This is a genomic window from Streptomyces lasalocidi (assembly GCF_005280215.1).
GTDB lineage: Bacteria > Actinomycetota > Actinomycetes > Streptomycetales > Streptomycetaceae > Streptomyces > Streptomyces longwoodensis.
In genome coordinates this window covers 212,938-237,544 of the sequence record NZ_SZNQ01000001.1, presented here as the reverse complement: position 1 = coordinate 237,544, position 24,607 = coordinate 212,938, and the positions used below count along the sequence as shown (strand labels likewise).

At 72.8% G+C, this 24,607-nt stretch carries 20 protein-coding genes; 12 read left to right on the top strand and 8 right to left on the bottom strand.

Annotation, left to right across the window (positions count from 1 at the left end):
* Positions 1-15 precede the first annotated feature (15 nt).
* From E4U91_RS00870 to E4U91_RS00850, 5 genes are all read left to right on the top strand, one after another.
* A complete protein-coding gene (locus tag E4U91_RS00870) occupies positions 16-1,320 on the top strand; it encodes an ABC transporter substrate-binding protein (RefSeq protein WP_137304735.1) in 1,305 nt (434 codons plus the stop codon).
* A gap of 5 nt (positions 1,321-1,325) precedes the next feature.
* A complete protein-coding gene (locus E4U91_RS00865) occupies positions 1,326-2,282 on the top strand; it encodes a carbohydrate ABC transporter permease (protein WP_137304734.1) in 957 nt (318 codons plus the stop codon).
* On the top strand, positions 2,279-3,097 hold the full coding sequence (locus E4U91_RS00860; protein ID WP_137304733.1) for a carbohydrate ABC transporter permease: 819 nt from the start codon (positions 2,279-2,281) through the stop codon (positions 3,095-3,097). The genes E4U91_RS00865 and E4U91_RS00860 overlap by 4 nt, the downstream gene beginning before the upstream one ends.
* Positions 3,094-5,484 carry a beta-xylosidase/alpha-l-arabinosidase gene (locus tag E4U91_RS00855; protein WP_137304732.1) on the top strand — a complete coding sequence of 797 codons (2,391 nt, stop codon included), beginning with the start codon at positions 3,094-3,096 and terminating at the stop codon, positions 5,482-5,484. The genes E4U91_RS00860 and E4U91_RS00855 overlap by 4 nt, the downstream gene beginning before the upstream one ends.
* Positions 5,485-5,609: 125 nt before the next feature.
* The gene (locus E4U91_RS00850; protein ID WP_241678454.1) at positions 5,610-6,068 is read left to right on the top strand and encodes a nucleotidyltransferase domain-containing protein; all 459 of its coding nucleotides are present in this window, start codon (positions 5,610-5,612) and stop codon (positions 6,066-6,068) included.
* A gap of 2 nt (positions 6,069-6,070) precedes the next feature.
* On the opposite strand, the gene E4U91_RS00845 is transcribed toward E4U91_RS00850, so the two are convergent.
* The 5 genes from E4U91_RS00845 to E4U91_RS00825 form a co-directional block, all read right to left on the bottom strand.
* A complete protein-coding gene (locus tag E4U91_RS00845) occupies positions 6,071-7,939 on the bottom strand; it encodes a GMC family oxidoreductase (RefSeq protein ID WP_241678453.1) in 1,869 nt (622 codons plus the stop codon).
* Entirely contained in the window at positions 7,936-9,390 is a 1,455-nt protein-coding gene (locus tag E4U91_RS00840; RefSeq protein ID WP_241678452.1) for a hypothetical protein, read from the bottom strand. Before E4U91_RS00840 ends, E4U91_RS00845 begins: the two co-directional genes overlap by 4 nt.
* Before the next feature lie 136 nt (positions 9,391-9,526).
* Entirely contained in the window at positions 9,527-10,237 is a 711-nt protein-coding gene (locus E4U91_RS00835; RefSeq protein ID WP_137304731.1) for a FadR/GntR family transcriptional regulator, read from the bottom strand.
* Positions 10,238-10,395: 158 nt separating this feature from the next.
* The gene (locus tag E4U91_RS00830) at positions 10,396-11,733 is read right to left on the bottom strand and encodes an APC family permease (RefSeq protein ID WP_137304730.1); all 1,338 of its coding nucleotides are present in this window, start codon (positions 11,731-11,733) and stop codon (positions 10,396-10,398) included.
* A 76-nt stretch (positions 11,734-11,809) separates the two neighbouring features.
* Entirely contained in the window at positions 11,810-12,940 is a 1,131-nt protein-coding gene (locus tag E4U91_RS00825; protein ID WP_137304729.1) for a ferritin-like domain-containing protein, read from the bottom strand.
* A gap of 471 nt (positions 12,941-13,411) precedes the next feature.
* Here E4U91_RS00825 and E4U91_RS00820 point away from each other — a divergent pair, with 471 nt between their 5' ends.
* Genes E4U91_RS00820 through E4U91_RS00810 form a run of 3 tightly spaced genes read left to right on the top strand, consistent with a single transcriptional unit; the run spans position 13,412 to position 16,254 of the window.
* Entirely contained in the window at positions 13,412-14,470 is a 1,059-nt protein-coding gene (locus E4U91_RS00820) for a FecCD family ABC transporter permease (protein WP_137304728.1), read from the top strand.
* A gap of 2 nt (positions 14,471-14,472) precedes the next feature.
* Positions 14,473-15,240, top strand: coding sequence for an ABC transporter ATP-binding protein (locus E4U91_RS00815; RefSeq protein ID WP_137304727.1), 768 nt, complete (start codon positions 14,473-14,475; stop codon positions 15,238-15,240).
* A gap of 9 nt (positions 15,241-15,249) precedes the next feature.
* On the top strand, positions 15,250-16,254 hold the full coding sequence (locus tag E4U91_RS00810; RefSeq protein ID WP_137304726.1) for an ABC transporter substrate-binding protein: 1,005 nt from the start codon (positions 15,250-15,252) through the stop codon (positions 16,252-16,254).
* A 5-nt stretch (positions 16,255-16,259) separates the two neighbouring features.
* Here E4U91_RS00810 and E4U91_RS38760 read toward each other — a convergent pair whose 3' ends face one another.
* From E4U91_RS38760 to E4U91_RS00795, 3 genes are all read right to left on the bottom strand, one after another.
* Positions 16,260-16,514 carry a BTAD domain-containing putative transcriptional regulator gene (locus tag E4U91_RS38760; protein WP_241678451.1) on the bottom strand — a complete coding sequence of 85 codons (255 nt, stop codon included), beginning with the start codon at positions 16,512-16,514 and terminating at the stop codon, positions 16,260-16,262.
* 296 nt (positions 16,515-16,810) lie between these two features.
* The gene (locus E4U91_RS00800) at positions 16,811-17,698 is read right to left on the bottom strand and encodes an SGNH/GDSL hydrolase family protein (RefSeq protein WP_241678450.1); all 888 of its coding nucleotides are present in this window, start codon (positions 17,696-17,698) and stop codon (positions 16,811-16,813) included.
* A gap of 222 nt (positions 17,699-17,920) precedes the next feature.
* Positions 17,921-18,838: an AraC-like ligand-binding domain-containing protein gene (locus E4U91_RS00795; protein ID WP_137304723.1), complete on the bottom strand. Its 918-nt coding sequence runs from the start codon at positions 18,836-18,838 to the stop codon at positions 17,921-17,923.
* Positions 18,839-20,187: 1,349 nt separating this feature from the next.
* On the opposite strand from E4U91_RS00795, the gene E4U91_RS00785 reads away from it, so the two are divergent.
* The 4 genes from E4U91_RS00785 (at position 20,188) to E4U91_RS00770 (ending at position 23,911) form a co-directional block, all read left to right on the top strand.
* Positions 20,188-21,150 (top strand): terpene synthase family protein, encoded by a 963-nt coding sequence (locus E4U91_RS00785; protein WP_137304722.1) that lies wholly within the window; start codon positions 20,188-20,190, stop codon positions 21,148-21,150.
* Between the two features lie 70 nt (positions 21,151-21,220).
* Complete coding sequence (locus E4U91_RS00780) at positions 21,221-22,864, top strand: prenyltransferase/squalene oxidase repeat-containing protein (protein WP_137304721.1); 1,644 nt, start codon at positions 21,221-21,223, stop codon at positions 22,862-22,864.
* A 383-nt stretch (positions 22,865-23,247) separates the two neighbouring features.
* A complete protein-coding gene (locus tag E4U91_RS00775; protein ID WP_206666899.1) occupies positions 23,248-23,574 on the top strand; it encodes a Rossmann-fold NAD(P)-binding domain-containing protein in 327 nt (108 codons plus the stop codon).
* A gap of 133 nt (positions 23,575-23,707) precedes the next feature.
* Positions 23,708-23,911, top strand: a complete 204-nt coding sequence (locus E4U91_RS00770) for an Imm49 family immunity protein (protein WP_137304719.1) — start codon at positions 23,708-23,710, stop codon at positions 23,909-23,911.
* Positions 23,912-24,607: the final 696 nt, after the last annotated feature.

Genomic DNA, 24,607 nt, shown 5'->3' with positions numbered 1-24,607 from the left:
TTCGAGAGGCGGACGATGAAGACACGCACGCGGTTGCACGGACTGCTCGCCTGTGGCGCCACCCTCGCCATGGCCTTGAGCCTGACGGCCTGCGGGGGGAACGACAGCGGCGGTTCGTCGAAGGACGGGAAGATCCACGTCCTGGTCTACGGCGACGCCAGCAACAAGGTCGAGAAGCAGATCGTCGAGACCTTCAACAAGACGTCGGACGTCAAGGCCGTGCTCGACACCATCCCGGGTGCCGACTACCAGCAGAAGCTGCAGACGATCATCAGCACGCCCCAGGCGCCGGACGTCTTCTTCAACTGGGGCGGCGGCAGCATCCAGCCGTTCGTCAAGGCCGACCTGCTGATGCCGCTGGACGACTTCATCGCCAAGGACCCGAACCTCAAGGACAAGTTCCTGCCCTCGGTGTTCAACAGCGCCGTGGTCAACGGCAAGTCCTACGGCATCCCGATGCGCGGCACCCAGCCGGTGCTGCTCTTCCACAACAAGAACGTCCTCGACAAGGCGGGCGTCCAGCCGCCCAAGACGTGGGACGAGCTGCTCGCCGCGGTCAAGACGCTGAAGAAGAAGAACGTCACCCCGATAGCCCTCGGCGGCGGCGACCAGTGGCCGACGCTGATGTGGTTCGAGTACCTCTACGACCGCGTCGCCGGCCCGGAGCTGTTCCAGAAGGCCCTGGAGGGCGACAAGGACGCCTGGGCGAGCGCCGACAGCAAGAAGGCCCTCGGCCAGATCAAGGAGCTGGTGGACGCCGGCGCCTTCGGCACCAACTACGACTCGGTGAAGTACACCAACGGCGCCTCCCCGGCGCTGGTCGCCTCCGGCAAGGCGGCCTTCGAGCTGATGGGCTCCTGGTACTACTCCCAGCAGCAGACGGACGCCAAGGACTTCGCCGCCAAGGGCCTCGGCTACACCACCTTCCCGACGGTCCCCGGCGGCAAGGGCGACCCGGCCAACGTGGTCGGCAACACGAACAACTTCTACTCGGTGCTGAAGAAGACCAAGCACCCCGAGGCCGTCGCGCAGTTCCTGAAGCTCATGTACTCCGACGAGTTCGTCAAGGCGCAGATGGCCATCGGCAACCTGCCCACCACGACCAACGTGCCGAAGTTCCTGACCACGTCCGCGAGCCCCGAGTACTCGCGCTTCCAGTACGACCTGGTCGCCGCCGCCCCGTCGTTCCAGCTCTCGTGGGACCAGGCCTACCCGCCGGCCGCGAGCACCCCGATGCACCAGGCCGTGCAGCAGTTCTTCAACGGCCAGCTGGACGCCGACGGATTCATCAAGGCCATGCAGGCCCTGCCCACCGAATGACACTCATGACCACTCAGACCACGAGTGCTCCCACCGCCGCCGAGACCCCCAAGAAGGTCCGGCGGCGGCCGGAGGGCTCCTCCGCCGTCCTCGTCGGGCGCCCGGGCTTCGTCTGGGCGCTGCCCGCCACCCTTTTCTTCGCCCTCTTCGCCATCGCACCGCTGATCATGGTGGCGGTGCTGTCGTTCATGAGCTGGAACGGCCTCGGCTCGCCCCAGTGGGTCGGCACCGACAACTGGAGCCGGATCCTCGACGACCCGGTGATGATCAACAGCATCTGGCTCACCCTGCTGCTGACCGCGCTCGGCGTCGCCATCCAGACCCCGCTCAGCATCGTGCTCGGCGTGTGGGCGGCCGGCCACCAGCGCAACCGCGCCGTCCTGTCCGCGATCTACTTCATCCCGCTGCTGCTGTCCTCCACCGCGGTCTCCGTGCTGTGGCGGGCGCTGCTCGACCCCAACTTCGGCATCCCCGCACGCGCCACCTGGCTGTTCGGCGACGGCAACCTGTTCGGCAAGCAGGCCACCGCGATCGGCGTGCTGGCGTTCGTGAGCACCTGGCAGTTCACGCCCTTCCACACCCTGATCTACCAGGGCGCCGCACGCGCCGTACCCGACGTCCTCTACCAGGCCGCCGAGATCGACGGCGCCGGACGCTACCGGCAGTTCTTCCACATCACCCTGCCGCAGCTGCGCAACTCGATGATCACCTCGATGATCCTGATGATCGTCGGCGGACTCACCACCTTCGAGACGGTGCTGATCCTGACCCAGGGCGGCCCGGGCAGCGACACCACGATCAGCGCCTACTACATGTACCAGAAGGCCTTCAAGAGCTTCGACTTCGGCGCCGGCTCGGCGATCGCGCTCTGCCTGGTCGTGGCGGCCACCATCATCTCGCTGATCGTCGTGCGCGTCTCCGGCTACGACAAGATGCGCAGCGACATGGAGGGTGTGTCATGAGGCACCGCCCCAACTACCTCGCCGGCGCCGGATCGTTGGTCTGGCTCCTCTTCGTCGGCCTGCCGCTGTACGTGCTGCTCGCCGCGACCCTGCGCACCCGCGAGGACTACGCGAAGAACGGCCCGGTGTCCTGGCCGGACACCTTCACCCTGCACAACTACACCGGCGCCTTCGACTCGGGCTTCGGGCAGTACTTCTTCAACACTCTGCTGGTCACCGTGTGCGTGGTGGGCATCGTGCTCGCCCTGGTGCCGCCGCTCGCGTACGCCATCGTGCGCAGCCGCAGCCGGGTCACCTCGCAGATCTTCCGCCTGTTCCTGCTGGGCCTCGCGATCCCCGCGCAGGCCGTCATCGTCCCGATGTTCTACCTGATCAGCGAGGCCGGGCTGTACGACAACCTGCTGGGCGTCATCCTGCCGACGGCGGCCTTCTGCCTGCCGATGTCGGCGCTGATCCTCAGCGGCGCCATGCGGGACATCTCACCCGAGCTGTTCGAGGCGATGGCGATGGACGGGGCGACCCCGCGGCGGATGTTCTTCCAGCTGGTGGTGCCGCTGTCCCGCGGCGGCCTGTCCACCATCGTGGTGTTCTCCGCCCTGCAGGCGTGGAACGGCTTCCTGTTCCCCCTCGTCCTGACCCAGTCCGACTCCACCAAGGTCGTGACGCTCGGTCTGTACAACTTCCAGACCGAACACGGCGTCGACATCCCCGGCCTGCTGGGCGCGGTGACGTTGTCCATGGTGCCCGTCCTTCTCGTCTACCTGTTCGCCCGTCGCGCCCTGGTCCAGGGCCTGATGGGCGTCGGAGGAAAGTGACCCCCAACGTGGCCGTTGAGACCACCCCCGAAACCCCTCAGATTCCCTTGTGGAACGATCCCGCCCACGACATCGACACGCGGGTCTCGGCGCTGATCGAGGCCATGACCCTGGACGAGAAGATCGCCCAGCTCTACGGCGTGTGGGTCGGCGCTTCCGCCGAGGGCGGCGAAGTCGCCCCGCACCAGCACGACATGGACGACGCCGTCGACCTCGACGCCCTGCTCCCGGCCGGGCTGGGCCAGTTGACCCGGCCCTTCGGCACCGCGCCCGTCGACCCGGCGCTCGGCGCGCTGTCCCTGATGCGCACCCAGGCGCGGATCACCGCCGCCAACCGCTTCGGCATCCCGGCCGTGGCCCACGAGGAGTGCCTGGCCGGCTTTGCCACCTGGCAGGCCACCGCCTACCCCGTGCCACTGTCCTGGGGCGCCTCCTTCGACCCCGGACTGATCCGCGAGATGGCCGCGGCGATCGGCCGCGACATGCGCGCGGTCGGCGTCCACCAGGGCCTCGCACCGGTCCTCGACGTGGTGCGCGACGCCCGCTGGGGCCGCGTCGAGGAGACCATCGGCGAGGACCCCTACCTGGTCGGCACCATCGGCACCGCCTACGTGCAGGGCCTGGAGTCCGCCGGGATCATCGCCACCCTCAAGCACTTCGTCGGCTACTCCGCCTCCCGCGCCGGACGCAACCTCGCCCCGGTGAGCGCGGGCCCGCGCGAACGCGCCGACGTGCTGCTGCCGCCGTTCGAGATGGCCCTGCGCGAGGGCGGCGCCCGCTCCGTCATGCACGCCTACACCGACACCGACGGACTGCCGTCCGTGGCGGACGAAGCCCTGCTGACCGAACTCCTGCGCGACACCTGGGGTTTCGAGGGCACGGTCGTCGCCGACTACTTCGGCATCGCCTTCCTCAAGATCCTGCACGGGCTGGCCGGCGACTGGGCCGACGCGGCGGGCACCGCCCTGCGGGCCGGCGTCGACGTGGAACTGCCCACCGTCAAGACCTTCGGGGCACCCCTGACCGAGGCCGTGCGCGCCGGACGCGTCCCCGAGGCCCTGATCGACCGCGCTTTGCGCCGCGTCCTCGCCCAGAAGGCGCGGCTCGGCCTGCTCGACCCGGACTGGAGCCCGGTGCCGCCGGCCCTGGCCGGAGCCGACCCGGGCGACCCCGACGCGCTGCGCGGCACGGTCGACCTGGACAGCCCCGCCAACCGCGAGCTGGCCCGCACGGTCGCCGAGGAGGCGGTGGTGCTGCTCAGCAACGACGGCGTCCTGCCGCTCGCCGCACCGCGCCGCATCGCCCTGGTCGGCCCCAACGCCGAGGAGGCCACGGCCGTCCTGGGCTGCTACTCGTTCCCGCAGCACGTCGGCGTGCACCACCCCGACCAGCCCGTGGGCATCGAACTGCCCACCCTGCGCGAGAGCCTGGCGCGCGAGTTCCCCGGCGCGGACCTGACCGTGGTGCGCGGCACCGGCGTCGACGACGGCGACACCTCCGCCCTCGCGGACGCGGTGGCGGCGGCGCGCGACGCCGACGTGGTGGTGGCCGTCCTCGGCGACCGGGCGGGCCTCTTCGGGCGCGGCACCAGTGGCGAGGGCTGCGACGTGGAGTCGCTGGCCCTGCCCGGCGCCCAGCAGCAACTCCTCGACGCGCTGCTGGACTCGGGCACGCCGGTGGTGACCGTGCTGCTCGCCGGACGCCCCTACGCGCTCGGCCGGGCCGTGGAGGAGTCGGCCGCCGTCGTGCAGTCGTTCTTCCCCGGCGCGGAGGGCACCCCGGCCCTCGCGGGGGTGCTGAGCGGGCGGATCAACCCGTCCGGGCGGCTGCCGGTCAGCGTGCCCCGCGGCTCCGGCACCCAGCCGTCCACCTACCTCGGCGCGCGGCTCGCGCAGGCCAGCGAGGTCTCCAACGTCGACCCGACGGCCGCGTTCCCGTTCGGGCACGGCCTGTCCTACACGCGGTTCACGTGGAGCGACCTGGCCGTCGACGCCGACACCGCCGGGACGGACGGTGAGGTGACCCTCGCGTTCACCGTCCGCAACGCCGGTGAGCGGCCGGGCACCGAGGTGGTCCAGCTGTACCTGCACGACCCGGTGGCGTCCGTGGTCCAGCCGGTGCAACGGCTCGTGGGCTTCACCCGGGTGTCCCTGCGGGCCGGCGAGTCCCGGCGGCTGCGGGTGACCGTCCCGGCCGACGTCGCCTCGTTCACCGGCCGCGACGGCCGGCGCGTGGTCGAGCCGGGTGAGCTGGAGCTGCGGCTGTCCGCGTCCAGCGGCGACACCCGGCTCACGGCACGGGTCACGCTGGACGGTCCGGAGCACCACGTGGACCACACCCGGCGCTTCCACGCGCTGTTCGAGGAGGACACCGCCATGACGGCGTAGGGGGGCCGTCGGGCGGGGAAGACGGGTCGGTCGCGGAGGAACGTCGTCCGTGGCCGACCCGTCGTCGTGTGCGGTCTGGGAAGCTGCCCCACGGTGACGACCACTTCGCGGAAGGGAATGCCCACGTGCCTCAGGACGACCTCCCGGCGCACCCGCAGGCCGCCCTGTCACCGGAGCGGGCGGCCGAGATCGACGACGTCATCGACCGGATCACGTCCTGGTGCGGGGACCGGGAGGACGTCGTCGGACTCCTCCTGGTGGGTTCCTGCGCCCGGGGGACCGCGCGACCGGACTCCGACGTCGACCTCGTCCTGCTCACCACGGACCCCTCCCGCCACCTGCTGGAGGACGCCTGGGTCGCGGACCTGCGGCTGGGGGAGGTGATCCGCACCCGGTCGTGGGGGCCGGTCACGGAACGCCGCTGCCGTACGGCCTCCGGGCTGGAGGTCGAGCTGGCTGTCGGCTCCCCGGACTGGGCGAGGACCGACCCCGTGGACCCCGGGACGCGACGGGTCGTCAGCGACGGCGCCCGCGTCCTGCACGACCCGGCCGGCGTGCTGGCCGCGCTCGTCGCCGTCTGCTGAGGTCACTCCCCGTCGCGACGGACGGCTTCCACGCTCACGGCGTGCGCCAACGCCATGATCGTGACCTGGGGGTTCACCCCGGGCGAGGAGGGCAGCAGACACGCGTCGGCGACCACGACCCCCTCCGTCCCGCGCAGCCGTCCGTCCGGGCGCACCGGGGAGTGTCCGCCGTCCGACCCCAGGGCCGCTGTCCCGGTGGGGTGGAAGGCCGACAGGTGGAGGCGGCGATGACCGGTCCGCCCGACCAGGTCGTCCAGGGCGTCGGGCGAGGTGACCGAGGGGCGTGCCGGGAGGCCGGTGAGGACCTCGCGGGCGCCCGCGGCGAACAGGATGCGCCCCATGTGGCCGACGGCCCGCAGCAGGCGGCGGCCGTCCTCCGCGTGGAGGGCGTACGAGGCGAGCGGCCGGTGCGCTCCTCGGACCCGTCCCGAGGGGCGGTCCGAGACCATCGCGCCGAGGAGGGCGAGGCGGGGCGCGTCGTCCAGCTCGCGTTTGAGCGCCGCCCCCAGGTGCGGGAGGACGAACGAGGTCATCCCCGGCGGTGCGGCCGTCGCCTCGATGAGGATCCCGTCGGCGTGCCACTGGTCGACACCGACGCTCTGCAGGACGTTGGGGCCGGCCCCCGGGCCGGTGACGGGTTCGCCGAACCGTCCGGCGAGGCTGACCGCCGGGTGGATCGCCAAGTTCCGGCCCACCCGCGGGTGACCCGCCAGACCCGAGCGCCGCAGCAGGGCCGGCGTGTGGAGGGCGCCCGCCGCCGCGACCACGAGGCCGGTGGTGAGGGTGAAGACCGAGCCGTCCGGGCGCACCGCCTCCACCGCGACGGCCCGGCGGGCACCCCCACGGTGCTCGGTGACGATCCGGGTGGCGCGGGCACGGGTGACGATCCGCGCCCCCGCCGCGCAGGCCCCCGGCAGTACGGACAGGTGCACGGCCCTCTTGGCACCGGTGGGACAGCCGGCGACGCACTCACAACACCCCCCGCACCCCTCGGCGTTGCGGCGCAGGGCGGCGGCGGACCACCCCAGGCGGTCGGCACCGAGCAGGGCCAGCGCACCGTTGCGGCCGAGGACCGCCGGGTCGGGTACGGCGACGCCCAGGAGCTGCTCGACGTGGTCCAGGTGGCGCGCGAAGTGCGCGGGGTCGGCCAGCTCGACGCCGTGCTCACGGTGCCAGCGCCGCAGGACGTGGTCTGGTGTGCGGAAGCAGGTGCCGGAGTTGACCAGTGTGGTGCCGCCGACGGCCCGCCCGAGCGGCAGCAGCACGGGCGGCAGGCCCCAGGCGAACGTGGCGCCGCCGTCGCGGTAGGCGTCGGCGAAGCGGTCCAGGGGCGGGCGGGAGGCCAGTTCCCGGGTCGAGAAGTGCCGCCCTTCCTCCAGGACGACGACCGAGCGCCCGGAGGCCGCGAGGGTCAGCGCCGCCACGGCCCCTCCGGCGCCCGAACCGATCACCACCGCGTCGGCGCGATGGGTGTCCGGCCAGTCGGACGAGGGGCACAGGTCCAGGGGAGGATCGGCGCGCGCGAAGGACGCAGCGGCGCGTGTCCCGTGGCGACTCGACCCCGCGGCCAGCAGCACCGGGACCTTCACGCTGTCGAGCAGCGCCTCGCAGCCGGGCAGGCGGACCAGCCGCCGCAGGAGCCGCGCCCGGGCCTCCGGCGGCAACCGGTGGGCGCGCCGTGCGGTGGTCAGCAGGGACAAGCCGTCCAGCGCCAGGTCCGCCGCGCCGAGGCCGGCACGGACGCCCGGCGGCAGGGACGACGCGAAGGCCGACAGGCGTTCCGGCACCCGGCGTTCCCAGGACGCCCCGTCGGTGTCCTCGCCGATGTCCAGCAGTACGGCGGCCAGGGCCCGGCCGCGGTCCGGGGTCACCGCAGCCCCACTTCGGCGTGTGCGGTGCCCCGTACGTCCCAGACCCGCTCGGTCCGCCACCGGCCGGCGCTCCGCTGCTCCAGACGGACGTGGACGTCGGCCCGCTCACTGTTGTGGCAGGTCGCCCCGGACCCGTCGGGGTCGGTGTAGGCGACGGCGGTCCTGCGCTCCGCGGGCAGGTGCACGCGCACCGTGATGCGGTGTCCTCCCGCGCGGCCCTGCACGCTCCAGGTCGGCAGCTCGGGCCTCGCCGTGAACCGCCCCGCACCGCACACGCCCAGTGCGCTGCGCCAGTCGCCCCGCGGCCAGTCACGTCCGGCCCGGCGCAGTCGCAGGAACACCAGCGGCGGAAGGCGCCGCAGCAGCGGCAGGGTGGACACGGCCGCCACCACCTCCAGGACGGTGTCGTCGTCCAGGTCGGCGTGCAGCCAGGCCCAGCGGTGAGCGTTGCCGCGGCCCACGATGCGGGCACCGGCCCCCAGGGCGTCGGCCACCGGGAGCGACCGCCCGTCGAGGCGCACGGAGCCGGAGCAGCGCGCCCGCACCTGGGGGACGACGTGCACGGCGGGCAGCAGCCGGCACCGCCAGGCGAGGCGGGGGAACGTGTGCAGGGGCGCGGACCCCGCGCTCACCTCCAGGTCCCAGGCCAGCCGGCCGGCGCTTCCCCGGAGTCGGCGGGCGGTCGCGAGGGCCGCGGGGGAGTGGAACCCGGGTGCCCCGGCGGCCACCGCGTCGACTCCGGACGACGGGTCTCCGCCGAGGGGGTGCGGGCCGAAGCGCTCGATGACCGGGGACGTGCCGGGCGGGTACACGGCTGCCCAACCATGGGTGTAGGGATCGCCGTCGACCGGGCGCACGAGTTCGTGGTGGAACCAGTACCCGGTGCCGGTGACCGGGTCGGAGAAGGTGCTGTACCAGACGTTCAGCCGGCCCGGGCGAGCCGAGTCGTAGGCCCCGGCGGCATCGGAGGCTGCCGGGAAGCGCCAACTCGCCAGGAAGCCCGGCAAGGCGCGCAGGCGGAACCGCAGGACGCCCTCCCCACGGGACGGCACCGAGGCGCCTCCCGCGCCGTCCGCCTCCGCGGGCCGCAGGCGGACGGGCAGGAAGGTCATCGACCGCAACGGGTTCCGCCAGGTCGGGGACTTGTGGCCCTCGAGCACGTAGGCGTGGCCGTCCCGGGCCGTGAACCGCACCTGGTAGTCGATCCGGCCCCGGGCCAGCGGGGCGATGAGCATGCGACCGCAGGCGTGCGGGTCGTCGGCCCAGCCGCTGATGCGCACGCGGCCCGTGACATCGGCGGTGGTCGAGCCGAGCGGCCGGACCAGGTGGTGGGCGTCGACCCGCAGGTCGAGCCGCAGACCCCGCTCATGGCTCCCGCCGGAGTCGAGCCGCAGCGTTCCTTCCATCGTCTCCGCGAAGTGCGTCGTGCGGCCGTCTCCCACGTACGACACCGTTCCTCTCCGAACGGAACCCCAGCAGACCGGTGGCCCCGGTGGCCGACTGGCTCAGTGGCTCATCCACTGCCGGAAGGGAATCAGCCCACTGCCGCCGGGTCAAGACCCCCGACCGGTGTGCGCCGACCCGTCGTTACCTCCGACGCCCGTGCCGGGCAAGGTCGGCGGTCATCTCCTCCGCGGTCAGCCGGAAGTAGTCCTCGGCCGCGCGTCCGGCCTCGTCGGCCTTGCCGTCCGCCACGGGTTCCACCACGCGGAGGACGCGGTCCGCGACGGTCGCGGGGTCCGCGAAGGACGTGGTCATGAGGTGGCGGACGGGCAGGTAGGCGTTCAGCAGCGTGTTCGTGAGCAGGACGTAGACGCGGTTGCCGGTGGTGCGGGCGAGTTCCCGGTGCACCTCCAGCTCGGCCAGCTGCGCACCGGCCGCGTCCGGGGCGCCGGCCACCGCGTCGACCGCGGCGCGGAGCCGGACCGCCTGCGCGGCGCCGCACTCCGCGGCGGCCTTGCGGGCGATCAGCGCGCCGATCGCCCGCCGGGCCTCGAACACGTCCGCGAGCCAGCCCCCGTCCTGGCCCACCAGCAGCGGGAGCAGGTCGGCGCCGCCGGACTTCAGGAAGTCCAGCACCCGGGTGCCGACGCCATGCCGGGTGCGGAGCAGGCCCGCCTGCTCCAGCCGGGACAGGGCGTGCTTAAGGGTAGTCCGGGTGACGCCGTAGGAAGCGGCGAGCTCCCGCTCGGGCGGGAGCAGGGAGCCGGGTTGCAGCGCGCCGTCCAGGATGCTCGTCCGCAGGCGCTCCTCCAGCACGTCGACGACGGACTGGCGGACGATCGCTTCGGCTGACATGGCCGCACCCCTTCGCTTCGGTCCCGGCCCCCACCACGGGGTCCGGACCGGACGTCGCATCCTGGCAGGCAGTGGACCAGCGCGGACTTCCCACCGTCAAGCGCGGGCGGGGACGCGTACCGCCTCCGCTGCCGGGGCCGGGTGAGCCGGGGGAGCCGTCACGCCGTCGACGCGGCCTTGCGCCGGGCCGCACGGTGGCTGATCGCGCCGAGCACGGCGCCCACCGCGAGCACCACGAGCCCCCGCCACCAGACCTCGGCCTCGACCTGGGTGGCGAGCACCACGCAGGAGACCGCTCCCAGCACGGGCAGCACGGTGGGCGTGCGGAAGTGGTCCGCCGTACCGGTGTCACGGCGCAGGACCAGCACCGCGATGTTGACCATGAGGAAGACGACGAGCAGCAGCAGGACCAGCGTGGAGGCCAGCGTGGCCACGCTCCCGGTCACCGCGAGGACCATCGCCAACAGCGTGGTGGCCGCGATCGCGACCCAGGGCGTACGGCGGGCGGGCAGCACCTTCGTCAGCACCGAGGGCAGCAGCCCGTCGCGGGCCATGCCGAAGGCCAGCCGCGAGGACATGATCCCCGTCAGCAGCGCGCCGTTGGCGACGGCCACCAGCGCGATCGCGCTGAACAGCCGCGGCGGCACCCCGCCCGCCGCGTGGACCACCTCGAGCAGCGGCCCGCTGGACGCGGCGAGGCGGCTGGTGGGCACGGCGGCCGACGCGGCGATGCCGACCAGGACGTACACGGCACCGGCCGTGGCCAGTGCGCCGAACAGCGCGCGCGGGTAGGAGCGGCGCGGGTTGCGGGTCTCCTCGGCGACGTTCACGGACGTCTCGAAGCCGACGAAGGAGTAGTAGGCGAGGACGGATCCGCTGAGCACGGCACTCGCCGCGTTCTCGCCGGGCGTGCCGAGCTGGGTGAGCCGCCCGACGTCGCCGTCGCCGCGCAGCAGCAGCCAGCCGCCGAGGGCGACGATGATCAGCAGCCCGCCGACCTCGATCACGGTGGCGACGACGTTCGCCCGCGTCGACTCCTGGATGCCCCGCGCGTTCAGCGCGGCGAGCAGCGCGAGGAAGACCACGGCGACGCCGGCCACCGGCAGGTCGACGAACGCCGACAGGTAGTCGCCGCCGAACCCGCGGGCGAGCGCGGCCACGGAGACGACACCGGCCGCGAGCATGCAGAAACCGGCGATGAAGCCGGCGAACGGCCCGAACGCCTTGGTCGTGTAGTGGGAGGCACCGCCCGCCTTGGGGTACTTCGTGGCCAGCTCCGCGTAGGACGAGGCGGTGAGCAGGGCGAGCAGGAGGGCGACGAGCAGGGGGACCCACACGGCCCCGCCGGCGTCCGAGGCGACCTGCCCCACGAGGACGTAGACCCCGGCGCCGAGGACGTCGCCGAGGATGAAGAAGTACAGCAGTGGGGTGGTGAGGGCTCTCTTGAGGCCGGCGCCGGAGGCGGTGTCCGGCTGTGCGTTCTGGACCGAGGACATACGACGCGTGTCCCCCACGACCGGGAAAACACGCACTCCACGTCCGTCACCTGGGTCACTCCGCCACCCGTCCGCGTCAGGACAGGGTGTGGAACTGGGGACCGTAGGTGCTCCGCCTGCCGGGGATGCGGGTCTCCATCAGCTGCAGTGCGGGTTCTTCCAGGCCGCGCATGGCGTGGACGGCCGCACCCAGGGCGCGCGGGCCGCCGCCCGCCCAGGCGGCGTCGAGGGAGGTCAGCACGGTGGTGTAGGTGGTGTCGAACCGGTGGAGGAGCTGCCGTACCGGCGCCGGCGGGCGGGACCAGCCGCCGGCCGGGACCCGCGCCATGGGGCGGGTGTCGGGGAAGGGGACGCGCGCCCCAGTGAAGGTCCAGCCCCGGTCGGTGACGCGCAGCTGCCGGCCGTGGTAGATCTCGCTGAACGCGTAGTAGTGGGCGGGGTGGTCGTCGGCGAAGGAGTCGGCCGGTGAACTGCCGGTGCCCTCGCCCTGCTCCCTGACGACGTCGATGGCGCGCTCCACGTCGAGGAGCGTCCTGACCGGCCGCAGGTCGTCCGAGCCGATGCGCGTCTCCAGCTGCCCGCGGGTGGACAAGTGCGGGGACGCCAGCCAAAAGCCCTCCAGCACGGCCGTGTAGAAGTCGCCCACGGAGGGGGAGGCGCCAGGCTCGCGCGAGAGGGGTGCGTCGGGTGCCTCGATGGCCATCATCACGTCGTGCACGAAGGACCGGGTGAGCCCCGACAGGTACACGGTGACCCCCGGGTGCACGCCGCCGGGCAGGGGGCCGGGGTAGGTGGGTGCCCCCGCCCTGATCCGGGGCGTCCCGCCCACGGCCACGAGGAGGTTGCACGCCACGCCCAGGTGGTACATCTCGTCGTCGATGATGCGCCGGATCAGGCGCGCGGTGTTCGAACCACGGTCCTTCACCGACCACCAGCCGCACAGGTACGGCGGGATCGTGGACAGCTCCAGCTCCACGGCGACCTGGAGGGCGGACCTGAGCCACTCGACCCCGCGGCCGGCCGCGGGCACGGCCAGAAGGCGGGCCACGGCGCCGGACAGCCGCGCCCCGGCCGGTGCCCCGGTGCCCGCCGCGGCCGGGGCGGGCACCGCGCCGACGGCGGACGCACCGGCCGCCGCGGCGGCGGTGGCCAGCAGGGTCCTGCGCTTGGGCTCCGCCACGGTCGGCCTCTTCGCGTCCTCGGTCATGCCCGCCGTCCTCGCCTTGGCTCACGCTCCGGGCCCCGCCTGCGCCGCAGCGGTACGAGGCTCATGATCAGCTCGTGAAGCTAGCAGGGGGCACCGCGGAGGACGGGCGCGTCGGGGGAGTGCGGGCCCCTCCACCACCCGGTCAGGCCAACCCGGATGCGCCGGGGGCCACCGGAGCGGGACGGTCGGCGGCAGGCCGGGTGGTGCGAACCGGTGATCACTGGCTCCGGGGTTTGTTAGGCTCCCCTTGCCTCCCGCGGGGGAAGTCCGGTGAGAACCCGGCGCTGACCCGCAACGGTGTGCGCGGGACCGAGAGTTCGGTCCCGTGCGAGCCCGATCGCCTGTGGGGGGCGTGTCGACCCGTTGACTGCTCGCCGTGGACTGCGAGGAAGGGGCCGTGCACGGCCGCACGCGCCGTACGGGCTGCTCCTGCTCGACGTCCAGCAGGCGGCCCGTGTGAAGGACGGCCCCGTGCGCCGACGTACGGCCCCCAGCCGGATACCCGTGCTGCCGCTCGGCCTGGCCCTGGCGCTGCTGCTCCTGCTGTCCCTGGTCGGCGGGGTCGGCCTCGGCGCCGCCGGCGTCGGCCGGGGCGAGGTGCTGCGGTTCCTGTGGGCCGGGCTCACCGGCGGGACGGTGCACGCGCCGGACGCCGCCTCGTACACCATCGTCTGGGAGATCCGGCTGCCGCGCGTGCTGCTCGGCGCCGTGGTCGGAGCGGGCCTCGCCGCCGTCGGCGTGGCCGTGCAGGCCATGGTGCGCAACGCGCTGGCCGACCCGTTCGTCCTCGGCATCTCCTCCGGCGCGGCGGTGGGCGCCAACGCCGTGATCCTGCTGGGGGCGTTCGCCGGACTGGGCGTCTGGGCGCTGTCCGCGTCGGCGTTCGCCTCCGCGCTCGCCGCCATGGCCCTCGTCTACGCGGTGGCCCGCTCGCCGCACGGGCTGACGCCGCTGCGGCTGGTCCTCACCGGTACGGCACTGGCGTACGGCTTCGAGGCGGTCACCACGGTCATGGTGTTCGGCGCGGCCCGGGGCGAGGCGGCCCGGTCGGCGATGATGTGGCTGCTGGGCAGCCTCGGCGGCGCCACCAGGGCCCACCTCCCGCTCGCCGCGGTCACCGTGGCCGCCGGGTGGGCCTGGCTGTACGGGCGTGCCGGGGCGCTCGACGCGCTCGCCATGGGCGACGAGACCGCGTCGGCGCTCGGTGTCCGGCCGGCCCGGCTGCGTCGGGAGCTGTTCCTCGTCACCGCGGCCGTGACCGGGACGGTGGTCGCGGTCAGCGGCGCCATCGGGTTCGTCGGGCTGATGGTGCCGCACGTCGTCCGGATGGTGGTGGGCGCCGACCACCGCCGGGTGCTGACGGTCGCCCCGCTCGCCGGGGCCGTGCTCCTGGTCTGGGCGGACGTGCTGTCCCGGCTGCTGTTCGCCCCCGCCGAGCTGCCGGTCGGAGTGATCACCGCGGTGGTCGGGGTCCCGGCGTTCCTGCTGCTGATGCGGCGGGGCGGCGGCTACGCGTTCGGGGGGCGCTGAGCATGCGACTCGACATCGAGGACGTCACCCTCGAAGTGGCCGGGACCCGCCTGGTCGAGCACATCGACCTCACCGTGGGCAGCGGGGCGTTCGCCGGACTCGTCGGCCCCAACGGCAGCGGCAAGTCGACCCTGTTGCGCGCGCTGTACCGGGCGCTGCGGCCGGCCGGGGGAGTGGTGCGGCTGGACGGCGACGACCTGCACGCCATGGACGCGCGGGCCGCGGCCCGCAGGCTGGCGGCGCTGCCACAGGAGTCCTCGGCCGAGTTCGACTTCACCGCCGCCGAGGTGGTCGCCATGGGCCGGCTGCCGCACCGCGACCGCACCGCCGCCTCGGACCGGGAGATCGTCGCCCGGGCCATGGAACGCACCGGCGTCGCCCACCTCGCCGACCGCGGCTTCCTCGGCCTGTCCGGCGGCGAGAAGCAACGCGTCCTGATCGCCCGGGCCCTGGCGCAGCAGCCCGGCGTCCTGGTCCTCGACGAACCCACCAACCACCTCGACGTCGCCCACCAGTTGGAGGTCCTGTCCCTGGTCCGGGACAGCGGCCCGACCGTGCTGGCGGCACTCCACGACCTCAACCTGGCCGCCGCCCACTGCGACGTCCTGTACGTCCTCGACGGCGGCCGGATCATCGCCCACGGGCCACCGCACGACGTGCTCCGACCCCCGCTGCTCGCCGAGGTGTTCGGTGTCCGCGCCCACCCCGTCCGGCACCCGGTGACGGGCGCCGTCCAGCTCCTGTTCGACCTGCTGCCGCCCCCCGCCTGAAGGACACCCATGCGCAAGCCGCTCCTCGCCGCCCTCCTCTGCCTCACCGTGACCGCCACCGGATGCGGCGCCACGGTCGAGTCGTCCCCGGACGCGAAGTCCCCGGCGGTCACGCTCACCAACTGCGGCCGCGAGGTGACCTACGACAAGGTCCCCGAGCGGGTCGTCACCAACGACGTGGGCATCACCGAGCTGATGTTCGCCCTGGACCTGGAGGACCGCATGGCGGGCTACGCCATGCCCGACGACAAGGGGGAGCTGCGCGGCGTCCCCTGGAAGGACGGCTACGACAAGGTCGCCTGGCTGTCCAAGGACCAGCTCACCAAGGAGAACGTGCTCGACGCCCGCGCCGACCTCGTCCTCGCCGGCTGGAACTACGGCTTCCGCGAGGACAGCGGCTTCACGCCCGACGCCCTGGAGAAGCTCGGCATCCCCTCGTACGTGCTCACCGAGTCCTGCCGCAACGGCCGTTCGAAGACCGCACGCGGCATCATGCCGCCCCTGGACGCCCTGTACACCGACCTCACCAACCTCGGCCGGCTGTTCGGCGTGGAGGAGCGGGCAGCGGCCCTGATCGCCGGGTTCAGGAAGACGATCGCGGACGTCCGGGCGAAGGCACCCGCGGGAGCCGACCGCCCCTCGGTCTTCCTCTACGACAGCGGCCGGGACACTCCCTTCACCGCCGGCCGCTACGCCGCCCCGGAACAGATCATCACCGAGGCCGGCGGGGTCAACGTGATGCACGACGTGGCGGACTCCTGGACCACGGTCGGCTGGGAGAGCGTCGTGCGGCGCGACCCGGACGTCATCGTGATCTGTGACTACGGCGACGTCAGCGCCGAGCAGAAGGAGGAGTTCCTGCTCTCCCACGCCCCCCTGCGCGACGTCTCCGCGGTCCGGCACCGGCGGATCATCTCCCTGGACTACGCCGACCTGGTCGAGAGCCCGCGCAACCCCTCGGCGATCGCCCGCCTCGGCGCCTACCTGCGCGGCGTGCCGGGCGACTCCCGCTGACGCCCTCACCGGGGCGGCGACGCGTCGGCCGGGCGCCCGAGGCAGGGGGCGAGCAGACGGCGCGGTGACGGGGCGACGTTCCCCTCCCCGAGGTGGACGGCGGTGACCTCCCGGTGCGCGCTCTCCCGCAGCGGCTCGGCCTCCACCGCCGTCATGGCGTACACCAGCGCCTCACACATCCGCCCGGCGCGCCGGTAACGCCGGCTGATGGCCTCCAGGGCGTGCAGTCGCGTCTGGTGGAAGTGCTCGCGCGCGTCCACGAGCCAGTCGTCGTACCAACTCGGCAGCAGTTCGTCACGGAGCTGGGCGGGACGTCCGAGCCCGGAGCGCTGTCGTGCCGGCCACTGGCCCCGTTGGTGTCGCTGACGAATTCGGGTGCAGCAGCGAGTGGTAGCGCAGGGCACCGGCCACATTCGGGTCCGTCTCGCACCTTCTGCGCCGTCGGGGTGCCTCTTCACCGTGGCGAACGCGGCCCTGCTGTCCGTACGCCTCCGCACGGAGAACGCGGCCCCTGCGGCAGGCGTCCGCTGCCCCTCACCGGACGGGCAGCGGACCGTCACGACGCCCCTTGCACCCCGCCCCGTTGCGCCCGGACGGCTGCCGTGAGGGCCTCGCCGAACGCCCGGGCGCCGGCGTCGTTGGGATGCAGCGCGGCGGCGGGACGGTCGGGCGCCAGGCCTTCGATGTAACGGTCGCCCGGGGCGGCGCAGATGTCGTGCCCGATGCCCGGGCGGTAGGTGTCCACGAAGGTGGCGTGGTGCTCCTCGGCGGTCCGCCGCAGGACGGCGGTGAGGCGGTCGATCGTCTGCTGGAGGTAGGTGGCGTCCTGGTCCCAGAGGGGCTGGACGGGGTAACAGCCGCCGGGGCGCACGTAGTTGCCGTAGCCGACGACGAATACCTCGGCGTGCGGAGCCCGTCGGGCGATCTCGTCCAGGACGGCGGCGAACGTCGGCGCCCATGCGTCGATGCGCGCCGCGAGCCTGTCGGTGCCGCCGGCGGTGTTCCGCTCCGCGCAACTGGTGCCCAGGGGCGGCGGTAGGACGTTGACGCACCTCAGCGCCTCGGAGAAGAGCCGGACGTCGTTCGCGCCGATGGTGATGCTGACGAGGTCGGTGTTGGGGGAGAGGGCGTCGTACTGGGGCGGGACACCCGGGTGCTGGGGGGTGCTCAGGTCGCCGGTGGTCGCGGCCGAGCAGCTGACGTCGGTGAGGTCGGCGCCGAGGGCCCGGGCGGCGACGTGCGGGTATCCGGCCAGGGAGCGCAGGCACGCGGGGTCTGCCGGGTCGGCGGGCGGCACCAGCGGCTCGGCCGCGTAGGAGTCGCCCAGCGCGACGTAGCGCGAGGACGGGGAGGGGGCGGCCGAGGCGGCCCCGTCCGGTGCCGTGACCGCCAGGGCGGCGACGGAGAGCACGGTGGCGAGGGCCAGGCGCAGGGCTGTCTTCAAGGACGTCTCTCCGTCCGTGTCCGTGAACATCCGGGGTGGGTGGGAGCTTCGGGGTTCGGTCGGGGCGTGCGTGCCCGGGGGGCCCGGTCATGGCCTTGTGCAGTGAGCCCACGACCCCAGAACCACCGACAGCATAGCGTGACGGAGGGCTGCACACGGTGACGGGCGTCGGGGTGGGGGCGCGACGCACCCGCACCGTGCCGCCGCGTGGCCGCACCTCCGTCAGCCGCGGCGCAACTCGCTGACCGTCTCGCCGAATTCACGTTTCATGGCCCTGCCCAGGTGCTTGGGGTCGGGTACTCCCCAGCGGGCCGCGATGACGGCGGTCGAGACGTGCGCCGACGCCGGGTCGAGGAGGTCCCGGCGGATGCGCACCAGGCGTTCGTGCCGTATCCATGCGGCGAACGTCAGGTCGCCCCCATGGAACAGCGCGTGCAGGTGCCGGACGGAGATGCGGTGCCGGCGCGCGACCTGTTCGGCACAGAGCCGGGGGTCGCCGAGGTGGGCCAGGACGTAGGCGCGGATGCGGTCGACCAGGTCGCTGGTGACCGGAACCCGCTCGGGGGAGGAGTCCGCGAAAGCGGCGAGCAGCAGCGCGGTGAGGGCGTCGGCCAGGTGGGTGCCGGCCGCGCCCCGCCGGGGGAGGCCCGCGTCGGTCGCGGACAGCGCGTGGCCGAGGAGCCGGCCGATCCCGCCCGCCGTCGGCACGGGGAGCGCCGTGCGCCGGCCGATCGAGCTCGCGTACCCGCCGAGGCTCGCCCGGGGGACGCAGAGCACGGTCATGTCGATGCGGTCGGCGCCGATGAGCCGATAGGGCCGGGTGTTGTCGCAGGCGAACAGTTCACCCGGTCTCACCCTGGTGGTCCGGTCGGCCTGGGTCGCGATGACCGGGCCCTGGTGGTGCAGGTTGAAGTGCATCCACTCCCTGTCGGTCGAGGTGATGCTGCGCTCGTCCCGCGTCACCACCGCGCCGGTGGCCCGGACACGGGCGACGACCAAGGGCCCGACGGCCGTGTGGTCGACCACCGCCTCGAACCCCCGTGGGTCGGGATCGGTCACCCGCAACGGGGCGAACAGCCCTGACGCCACTGCCTCGAACGACTCGGTTCCCCGTAAACACATGCCCTTGCGTTCCGTCATGCCGATGCGCCCCCCAGCCGCCGACTGGACAAAAACCCTACAGCCGGGTCCTGGTGGTGTGCAGGGGCTGGGGAGCGGGCAGCGACCGGCAGCAGCTCGGAGGGGTCGCGGATCTCGTCGTCCCAGTGCATCGCGTGAAGCACCAGCGCGTCCCCGTGGACCCCGAGCAGGCCCAGGCGCTCCCGCCCGCTCCACGCGTAATTCGCCACAGTCCACCTTCGAGGAGCGGCGCAGTGCCTGGACGAGCAGCTTGTACGGCTTGGCCGCCAGCAGGAGACGACCGTGTTCGTCCCCCGCTCGACACCCGCAAGGCTGGTCCAGAGGGTGCGCCGAGTGTTCTGTGCTGCGGCGCCGCAGTGCGCGCCGCCGGGACGACAATCCGGGGGAGGGGGGAGGGTACGTGTGTCGTGGAAGCTGTCGTTAAAGGCGCTTGGTAGCCGGTTTCGGCGGTTGGTGGGGGTTTCCACGATCGCTGGCAGAGGCGGTGACCATGAGGCGTGAGCCTCTTGCCGGTGCGGCCGGAAGAACGACGGCTCTCCGTCCGGAGCACGGATGAGAGCACTGACCTCTTCCCAACTGCCGGGCCGTTCGCCGTGGAGAACGCGGCGCACCTGGTCGGCGCTGAGGTGGTGCCCGGTGGCGACGGCGACGCTGTGTGCGGGGGGGACTGGCCGCGCGTTGATGGAGAGTACGCAGAGCTGCGGCGAGGGAGGTGCCGACGTCTGGTTCTTCTGTCACGGGTTGTTGGCGCGGGCGGCGTGGGCGGATAGCCGTGGCGGTCACGTTCGTCCTGCCAGACCTTGCGTAAGGCGTCGATGTCAGCTCCGAGCGTGAGGGCGATCTTCTCTGTGAGGTCCAGGCGGGAAACTTCTCGCCACTCAATACGCGGGAGGTGTAGCCGGCAGCGACCTGGACGCGCAGTCCCAGTTGGCGCAGGGGGATGCCGCTGGCGGTCTCCAGGCAGGGCCTGCCTGCGGCTGGGCGGGGGCCAGGTGGGGGCGTAGCCGTCCAGGCGGCGCTGCACGACACGCTCGTGGTAGGTGTGCCGGCCCGTTTGCGGGCTGATGCTACCGGGCGTCCGCTGCCCTCCCGCCCTCGCTGCGCGGCCTTCGGACCCTCACGGCTCGGGGCCGGGGGAGCCGGAACGGCTGGGAGACGCATCCGAGCACCGCGGAAGAGCCCGAGTGGCACCTCGGTGAGCGGGGCGAACGGGCAGTGACGACCGCACCTCCTCCTCAAGTGCGTGCCTCCGTTGGGCGTAGCGGACGCCCAGCGGGATCATCACTCGTTCGGGCTAATTTCGGCGCCTGGCAGTGCAGTCCAGGGCGCGGTCCGGTCACGGTGGGGACATGGACGGCCCGCGGACAGATCAGGTCGGTCCCGGGCCCGAGGCGGTGCTGCGATGGGCCCGGGCAGTGGGGCTGGCGGTGGACGAGGGGGAGCAGCGGCGGCTTGCCGCGATGAGGCTGGATGTGCTCGCTGCAGGGGCTCTGCCGCGGGCCGGCACCCGTGACGTTGCTCTGACAGCCCAGTGGGCGGCGTTCATCTGCCTGGTGGACGACATGATCGATCGGCGAGGCACAGGGCCGGTTCCTGGCGAGGTGGAGGCGTTCACTGCTCCCTTGCGTGAGGTCCTGGCCGTCGGCGGTGGTGTGCGGCCTGCGGCGACGTCTGTGCCTGCCGTGGTGCTGAGAGGGCTGTGGGAGCGCACGGCCGAGGGGATGTCCGACCGGTGGCGGGAGCGGTTCACCGAGGATTACACCGACTTCCTGGACGCGACCGAGGAGGAAGTGGCCCTGCGCCGTGAGGGTGTCCGGCTGTCTCTCGAGCCGTACGTGCGGTTGCGCCGCCGCACGATCACCCTGCTTCCCCTGCTCGACGTGCTGGAACGCACCGGCCATGCCCCCTGGGTGGAGTGTGGGCAGGTCAGTGTCCGACTGGGCGAGCTGCGGCAGGCGTTGGCGGATGTGGCCGGCTGGACCAATGACCTGGCCTCGGCCGCCGACGACGCGGCTGCCGAGCAGGAAAACCTGGTGACCGTCCTCGCCCGGCAGGACGGCTGCTCCCCGGCCGCGGCCCGTGCACGGGCCGCGGACTTGATCGCCGAACGCCGCCGCGACTTCAGCACCGCCGCCACCACCCTGCGCGCAGGCCACGGCGTGCCCCTCGAGCGGCAGGCGGACGTGTGCCGGTACGTCGACCTGACGCAGACGTTCATGGCCGCCACGCTGCGGTGGCTGGCCCGCACCGGACGCTTCACCCCCGAACCCGGGCAGCCGGCACCCTCCCACACGTCGGGGCCGCTGCTCTGACCCGGAAAAGGACCATCCGACCGGGCGCAGCAGGCACAGGCCGGACGACGATGCGGAGGAACCGAGCCCGATGAGGATCGCTGCCCCGGCCGCGCGCGTACCCCCCTGGCCGCATTCCGCGCTGCCTGTCGAACTGGTCCCCGCCACCGCACGCCTGCGTGCTCATGTCCTGGGCCTGGTCCGGCCGGACGGAACCCTCCACAGTCCCTGCCGCAGCCGCGTCCTGGAATCCGCACTGCTCCTGGCCCTCCTGGACCGCACCGGGTTGGAGCCCGCTGCCCGCAGCCGCGTGGCCGCCTACCTGTCCCTGCACTGCGACTCTCCCGAACCACTGGACCGGCTTCTGGCCCGGGCCGCCCTGCGCCACGAACCCGCCCCGGACGGTCTGCTGGACGTGGAACGGTTCCTCGCCCGGGCCCCGGACTTCACCGGCCCCCGCAAGCGCGCCCTGCTGCACGCGGTCCTGACACTCCTGGGCGCCGTACCAGCCGGGGAGATCTCCGTCCCTGAGGCCTTCCACCTGCACGGTCTGCACACCTGGGCGCGCGTTCAGGTCACCGCCGTCAAGACGATCCTCGCCCACGCCCACGGACACCGTGCGGTCGATGAAGGTGATCTGGAACTGCTGCGCTCCACGCAGCGGCCCGGGACCGTCTGGGAGGCCAATCTCCTCATCCACCTGTCGGTCCTGCACGCTCTGGTCCCTGTTGCGGGCCAGTACCCGCTGGTCGTCGAGGGAGTGCGGACCGCGCTGCGGCACCAGCGTCCTGACGGCGGGCTGCCGTTCATCTACGACGAGGACACCTGGTCCACCGCCACGGCCGGAGTCGCCCTGCACGCTGCCGGAGCCGGCGCACAGGCCGTGGACCGCCTCGCCCGGCGCCTGGCTGCTATCCAACACCCCGCAGGCGGCTGGTCCTTTACCGAGAGCGTCCAACTCCCGGACGTGGACTGCACCTCGGTGGCCGTCGAAGTCCTCCACCTCGCCGGCCCCGCCGTCTACCGCGTCCCGTTGCGCCGCGCACTGGGCGCACTGCACGCTCTGCGGGGCAAGGACGGCGGCTTCCCGACCTACCTGGCCGACGCGCCGTCGGAAGCCTGCATGACCGCCGCAGCAGCCAACGCCCTCAGCACTCAGGGCCCCACCCACCGTCATGAGGTCGAAGCGGCCCTTGTCCACCTCGCCTCACAGCAGCGCCCTGACGGTTCCTTCCCGCCGGACTGGAGCAGCAGCCGCCTGCACACCGTCTTCCGCGCCGTCCTCGCAGCATCCCGGCACCCCGGAACCAGTCCCGACAGCCCCGCGCGGCGGATCATCACAAGGGGCGTGGCCCTGGTGGCAGACTGCCAGAACGCCGATGGCGGGTGGGGTCAGCAGGACGGCGACGCGAGCGACGCGCTCAGCACCGCCTACGCCCTGGCGGCCCTCAGCACCCAAGACACTCCGGGCCCCGCAGCCCGGGGCGTCGCCTACTTGCTCTCTCAGCAGCGCCTCGACGGGTCGATCTCCAGCGTGGCGGACTCCATCGGACCTCGCCCGTTCGGCTTCACCGTCCCCGCGCTCGCCGACGTCTTCACCCTGCTGGCCCTCGGCCACCTCGCCCGCCGCCTGGGACCCCCACCATGCCGTACCCCTCCCATGGACGCTGACCCCGAGGGCGAACCCGACACGGCCTCGTCCCCAGCCGTCGCCGGGCTGCCGATCCGTCCGTGAACATGCCGTTCAAAGCCGGACCACGGCCTCGAAAGCTCTCGTACGGTCCGCACCCGCGCCCTGCCTGGTTCGTTGATCACACGATGCCGTGGGTACAGGGCGCACGGCCGTCAGGGATGGGGAGGCAGGCGTGATGGTTTGGACGGCCACCTCGGCCGACCGCTGCGCTCAGCGCAGCGTGGTGGTCATGGGGGAACGGGCGGTATCGGTGCGGCGACGGTGTTGCGGTTGGCTCACTCGGGCTGGGACATGATCGCTGCCGCGCGCAGCCAGGAGAAGGCGGATGTCCTGGTCGCCGCCGCAGCGGGGCGATCACGCACTGCCTGCGGGTGGATATGGCGCACGCCGGGGTACGAGTGTCGGTGGTGGAGCTCGGTGCTTTCGTGACGTCGATGCTGGACCGGACTGTCGCCGACCTCACCAACACCGCCCCCAGCGGCAGCAGAGCGGGGCATGACCGCTCGCGTGACCTGTTCACCGCGGTGAACCAGCGGGTACCGGGGCCTGAGCCGGTGGCCAGAACGATCACCACAGCGCTTGCCGCCCGCCGCCCCAAGCTCCGTTACACGGTCGGCCTCGACGCCCGCTTCCTCATCCCGCTCCACACCGCCTCACCGCTGCGGCTCTCCGACCGCATCAAGCACGCAGTCACCGGCCTGCCCCGCACAGCACCCAAAGCGCCCACCGCGGCTGTGGAGGCAGCGGCATGAACGCCTACAGCCGGATCACACAGGTCGCGGTCCACCAGCCCGACCATGCCGCCCGCCGTGCTGCTGTCCCAGCTCGTGGAGGGCGACGAGGAGAGCTTCAACCTGGCCCTTGTCGCCGGTCGGCTTCGGCTCGATGCTTATTGCCTCGGCCGTCTTCGACGCCCTCGAAGCACACCGCGCCCACTACCAGGTCGCCGACCGCGCCGACGACCCCGACGCCGGCATCAACCTCGACGTCCTCGGGCTGGCCTGCCACGCCCGCCGCCGCGGCTGGGCCGTCCGCGTCGAATCCTCGTACCTCCCGCAGGACCTTGTGCAGGCGGCTCGACCCTTCTGACCGACTTGTCCGGGTCGCCGGGGTGTCGGTGCCGACGACGCTTGCCAAGCCTTTACCCCCGGCGAGTCCCGGGCCATGACCGAGCTCGACAACTTCTCATCGCGTCTGATTGTGCAGAGAGGCATTCGGGTCGGTTCCCGTGCAGTGGTTGACAGCGTTCGCATCGGCCTTCATGCCGACCAGCAGCGCCTACTCCACCGGGGTGGGCCCTGGTTCACCGCCTTGTGCTACTTCGCGTTGGACGGGAGGCATCATGCCGTTCGCGGAACGGTGCGATCCGCGGCTACATCATCTGGCGCAAAAAATGCGCGTCGTCCGCTGCCCTTGTGCGGTCGTGAAGCGGGCGAAAGTTGTCGGATGGGGAAATAGGTGTATTGAGCTGAGTCGATGAGCTGTCGCCAGGGGAGCGCGGGCCGTTCGGGACCGGAGGTCCTGCGTTGCCGGTGACTGATGCTCAGCAGGTGGCGCCACAAGGGCTGTTGCCCGTCGTCCGGTCATCCGGGCCGGGGTGGACGCCGCCTTCCGGTATCGCCTTGTGAAGGCGCGCGCCGGCGCTGCGGTGGGGCGTGACCTGCTCGTGCTGGGCAGTCGGCGGGGGCCGTGCCGCTGTCAATCCCTCGATCCAGCCGAGTCGGTGGGCGGTCGGGCGGGTGCCGAAGGGCCGGGACGGCGGCCTCGGGGGTGGTACGCGGGGTA

Bases quoted from the DNA above. Each gene is read 5' to 3' on its own strand.
- E4U91_RS00870 (WP_137304735.1), top strand. From the start codon at position 16: ATGAAGACACGCACGCGGTTGCACGGACTGCTCGCCTGTGGCGCCACC.
- E4U91_RS00865 (WP_137304734.1), top strand. From the start codon at position 1,326: ATGACCACTCAGACCACGAGTGCTCCCACCGCCGCCGAGACCCCCAAG.
- E4U91_RS00860 (WP_137304733.1), top strand. From the start codon at position 2,279: ATGAGGCACCGCCCCAACTACCTCGCCGGCGCCGGATCGTTGGTCTGG.
- E4U91_RS00835 (WP_137304731.1), bottom strand. From the start codon at position 10,237: ATGTCAGCCGAAGCGATCGTCCGCCAGTCCGTCGTCGACGTGCTGGAG.
- E4U91_RS00830 (WP_137304730.1), bottom strand. From the start codon at position 11,733: ATGTCCTCGGTCCAGAACGCACAGCCGGACACCGCCTCCGGCGCCGGC.
- E4U91_RS00825 (WP_137304729.1), bottom strand. From the start codon at position 12,940: ATGACCGAGGACGCGAAGAGGCCGACCGTGGCGGAGCCCAAGCGCAGG.
- E4U91_RS00815 (WP_137304727.1), top strand. From the start codon at position 14,473: ATGCGACTCGACATCGAGGACGTCACCCTCGAAGTGGCCGGGACCCGC.
- E4U91_RS00810 (WP_137304726.1), top strand. From the start codon at position 15,250: ATGCGCAAGCCGCTCCTCGCCGCCCTCCTCTGCCTCACCGTGACCGCC.
- E4U91_RS00795 (WP_137304723.1), bottom strand. From the start codon at position 18,838: ATGACGGAACGCAAGGGCATGTGTTTACGGGGAACCGAGTCGTTCGAG.
- E4U91_RS00785 (WP_137304722.1), top strand. From the start codon at position 20,188: ATGGACGGCCCGCGGACAGATCAGGTCGGTCCCGGGCCCGAGGCGGTG.
- E4U91_RS00780 (WP_137304721.1), top strand. From the start codon at position 21,221: ATGAGGATCGCTGCCCCGGCCGCGCGCGTACCCCCCTGGCCGCATTCC.
- E4U91_RS00770 (WP_137304719.1), top strand. From the start codon at position 23,708: ATGCTTATTGCCTCGGCCGTCTTCGACGCCCTCGAAGCACACCGCGCC.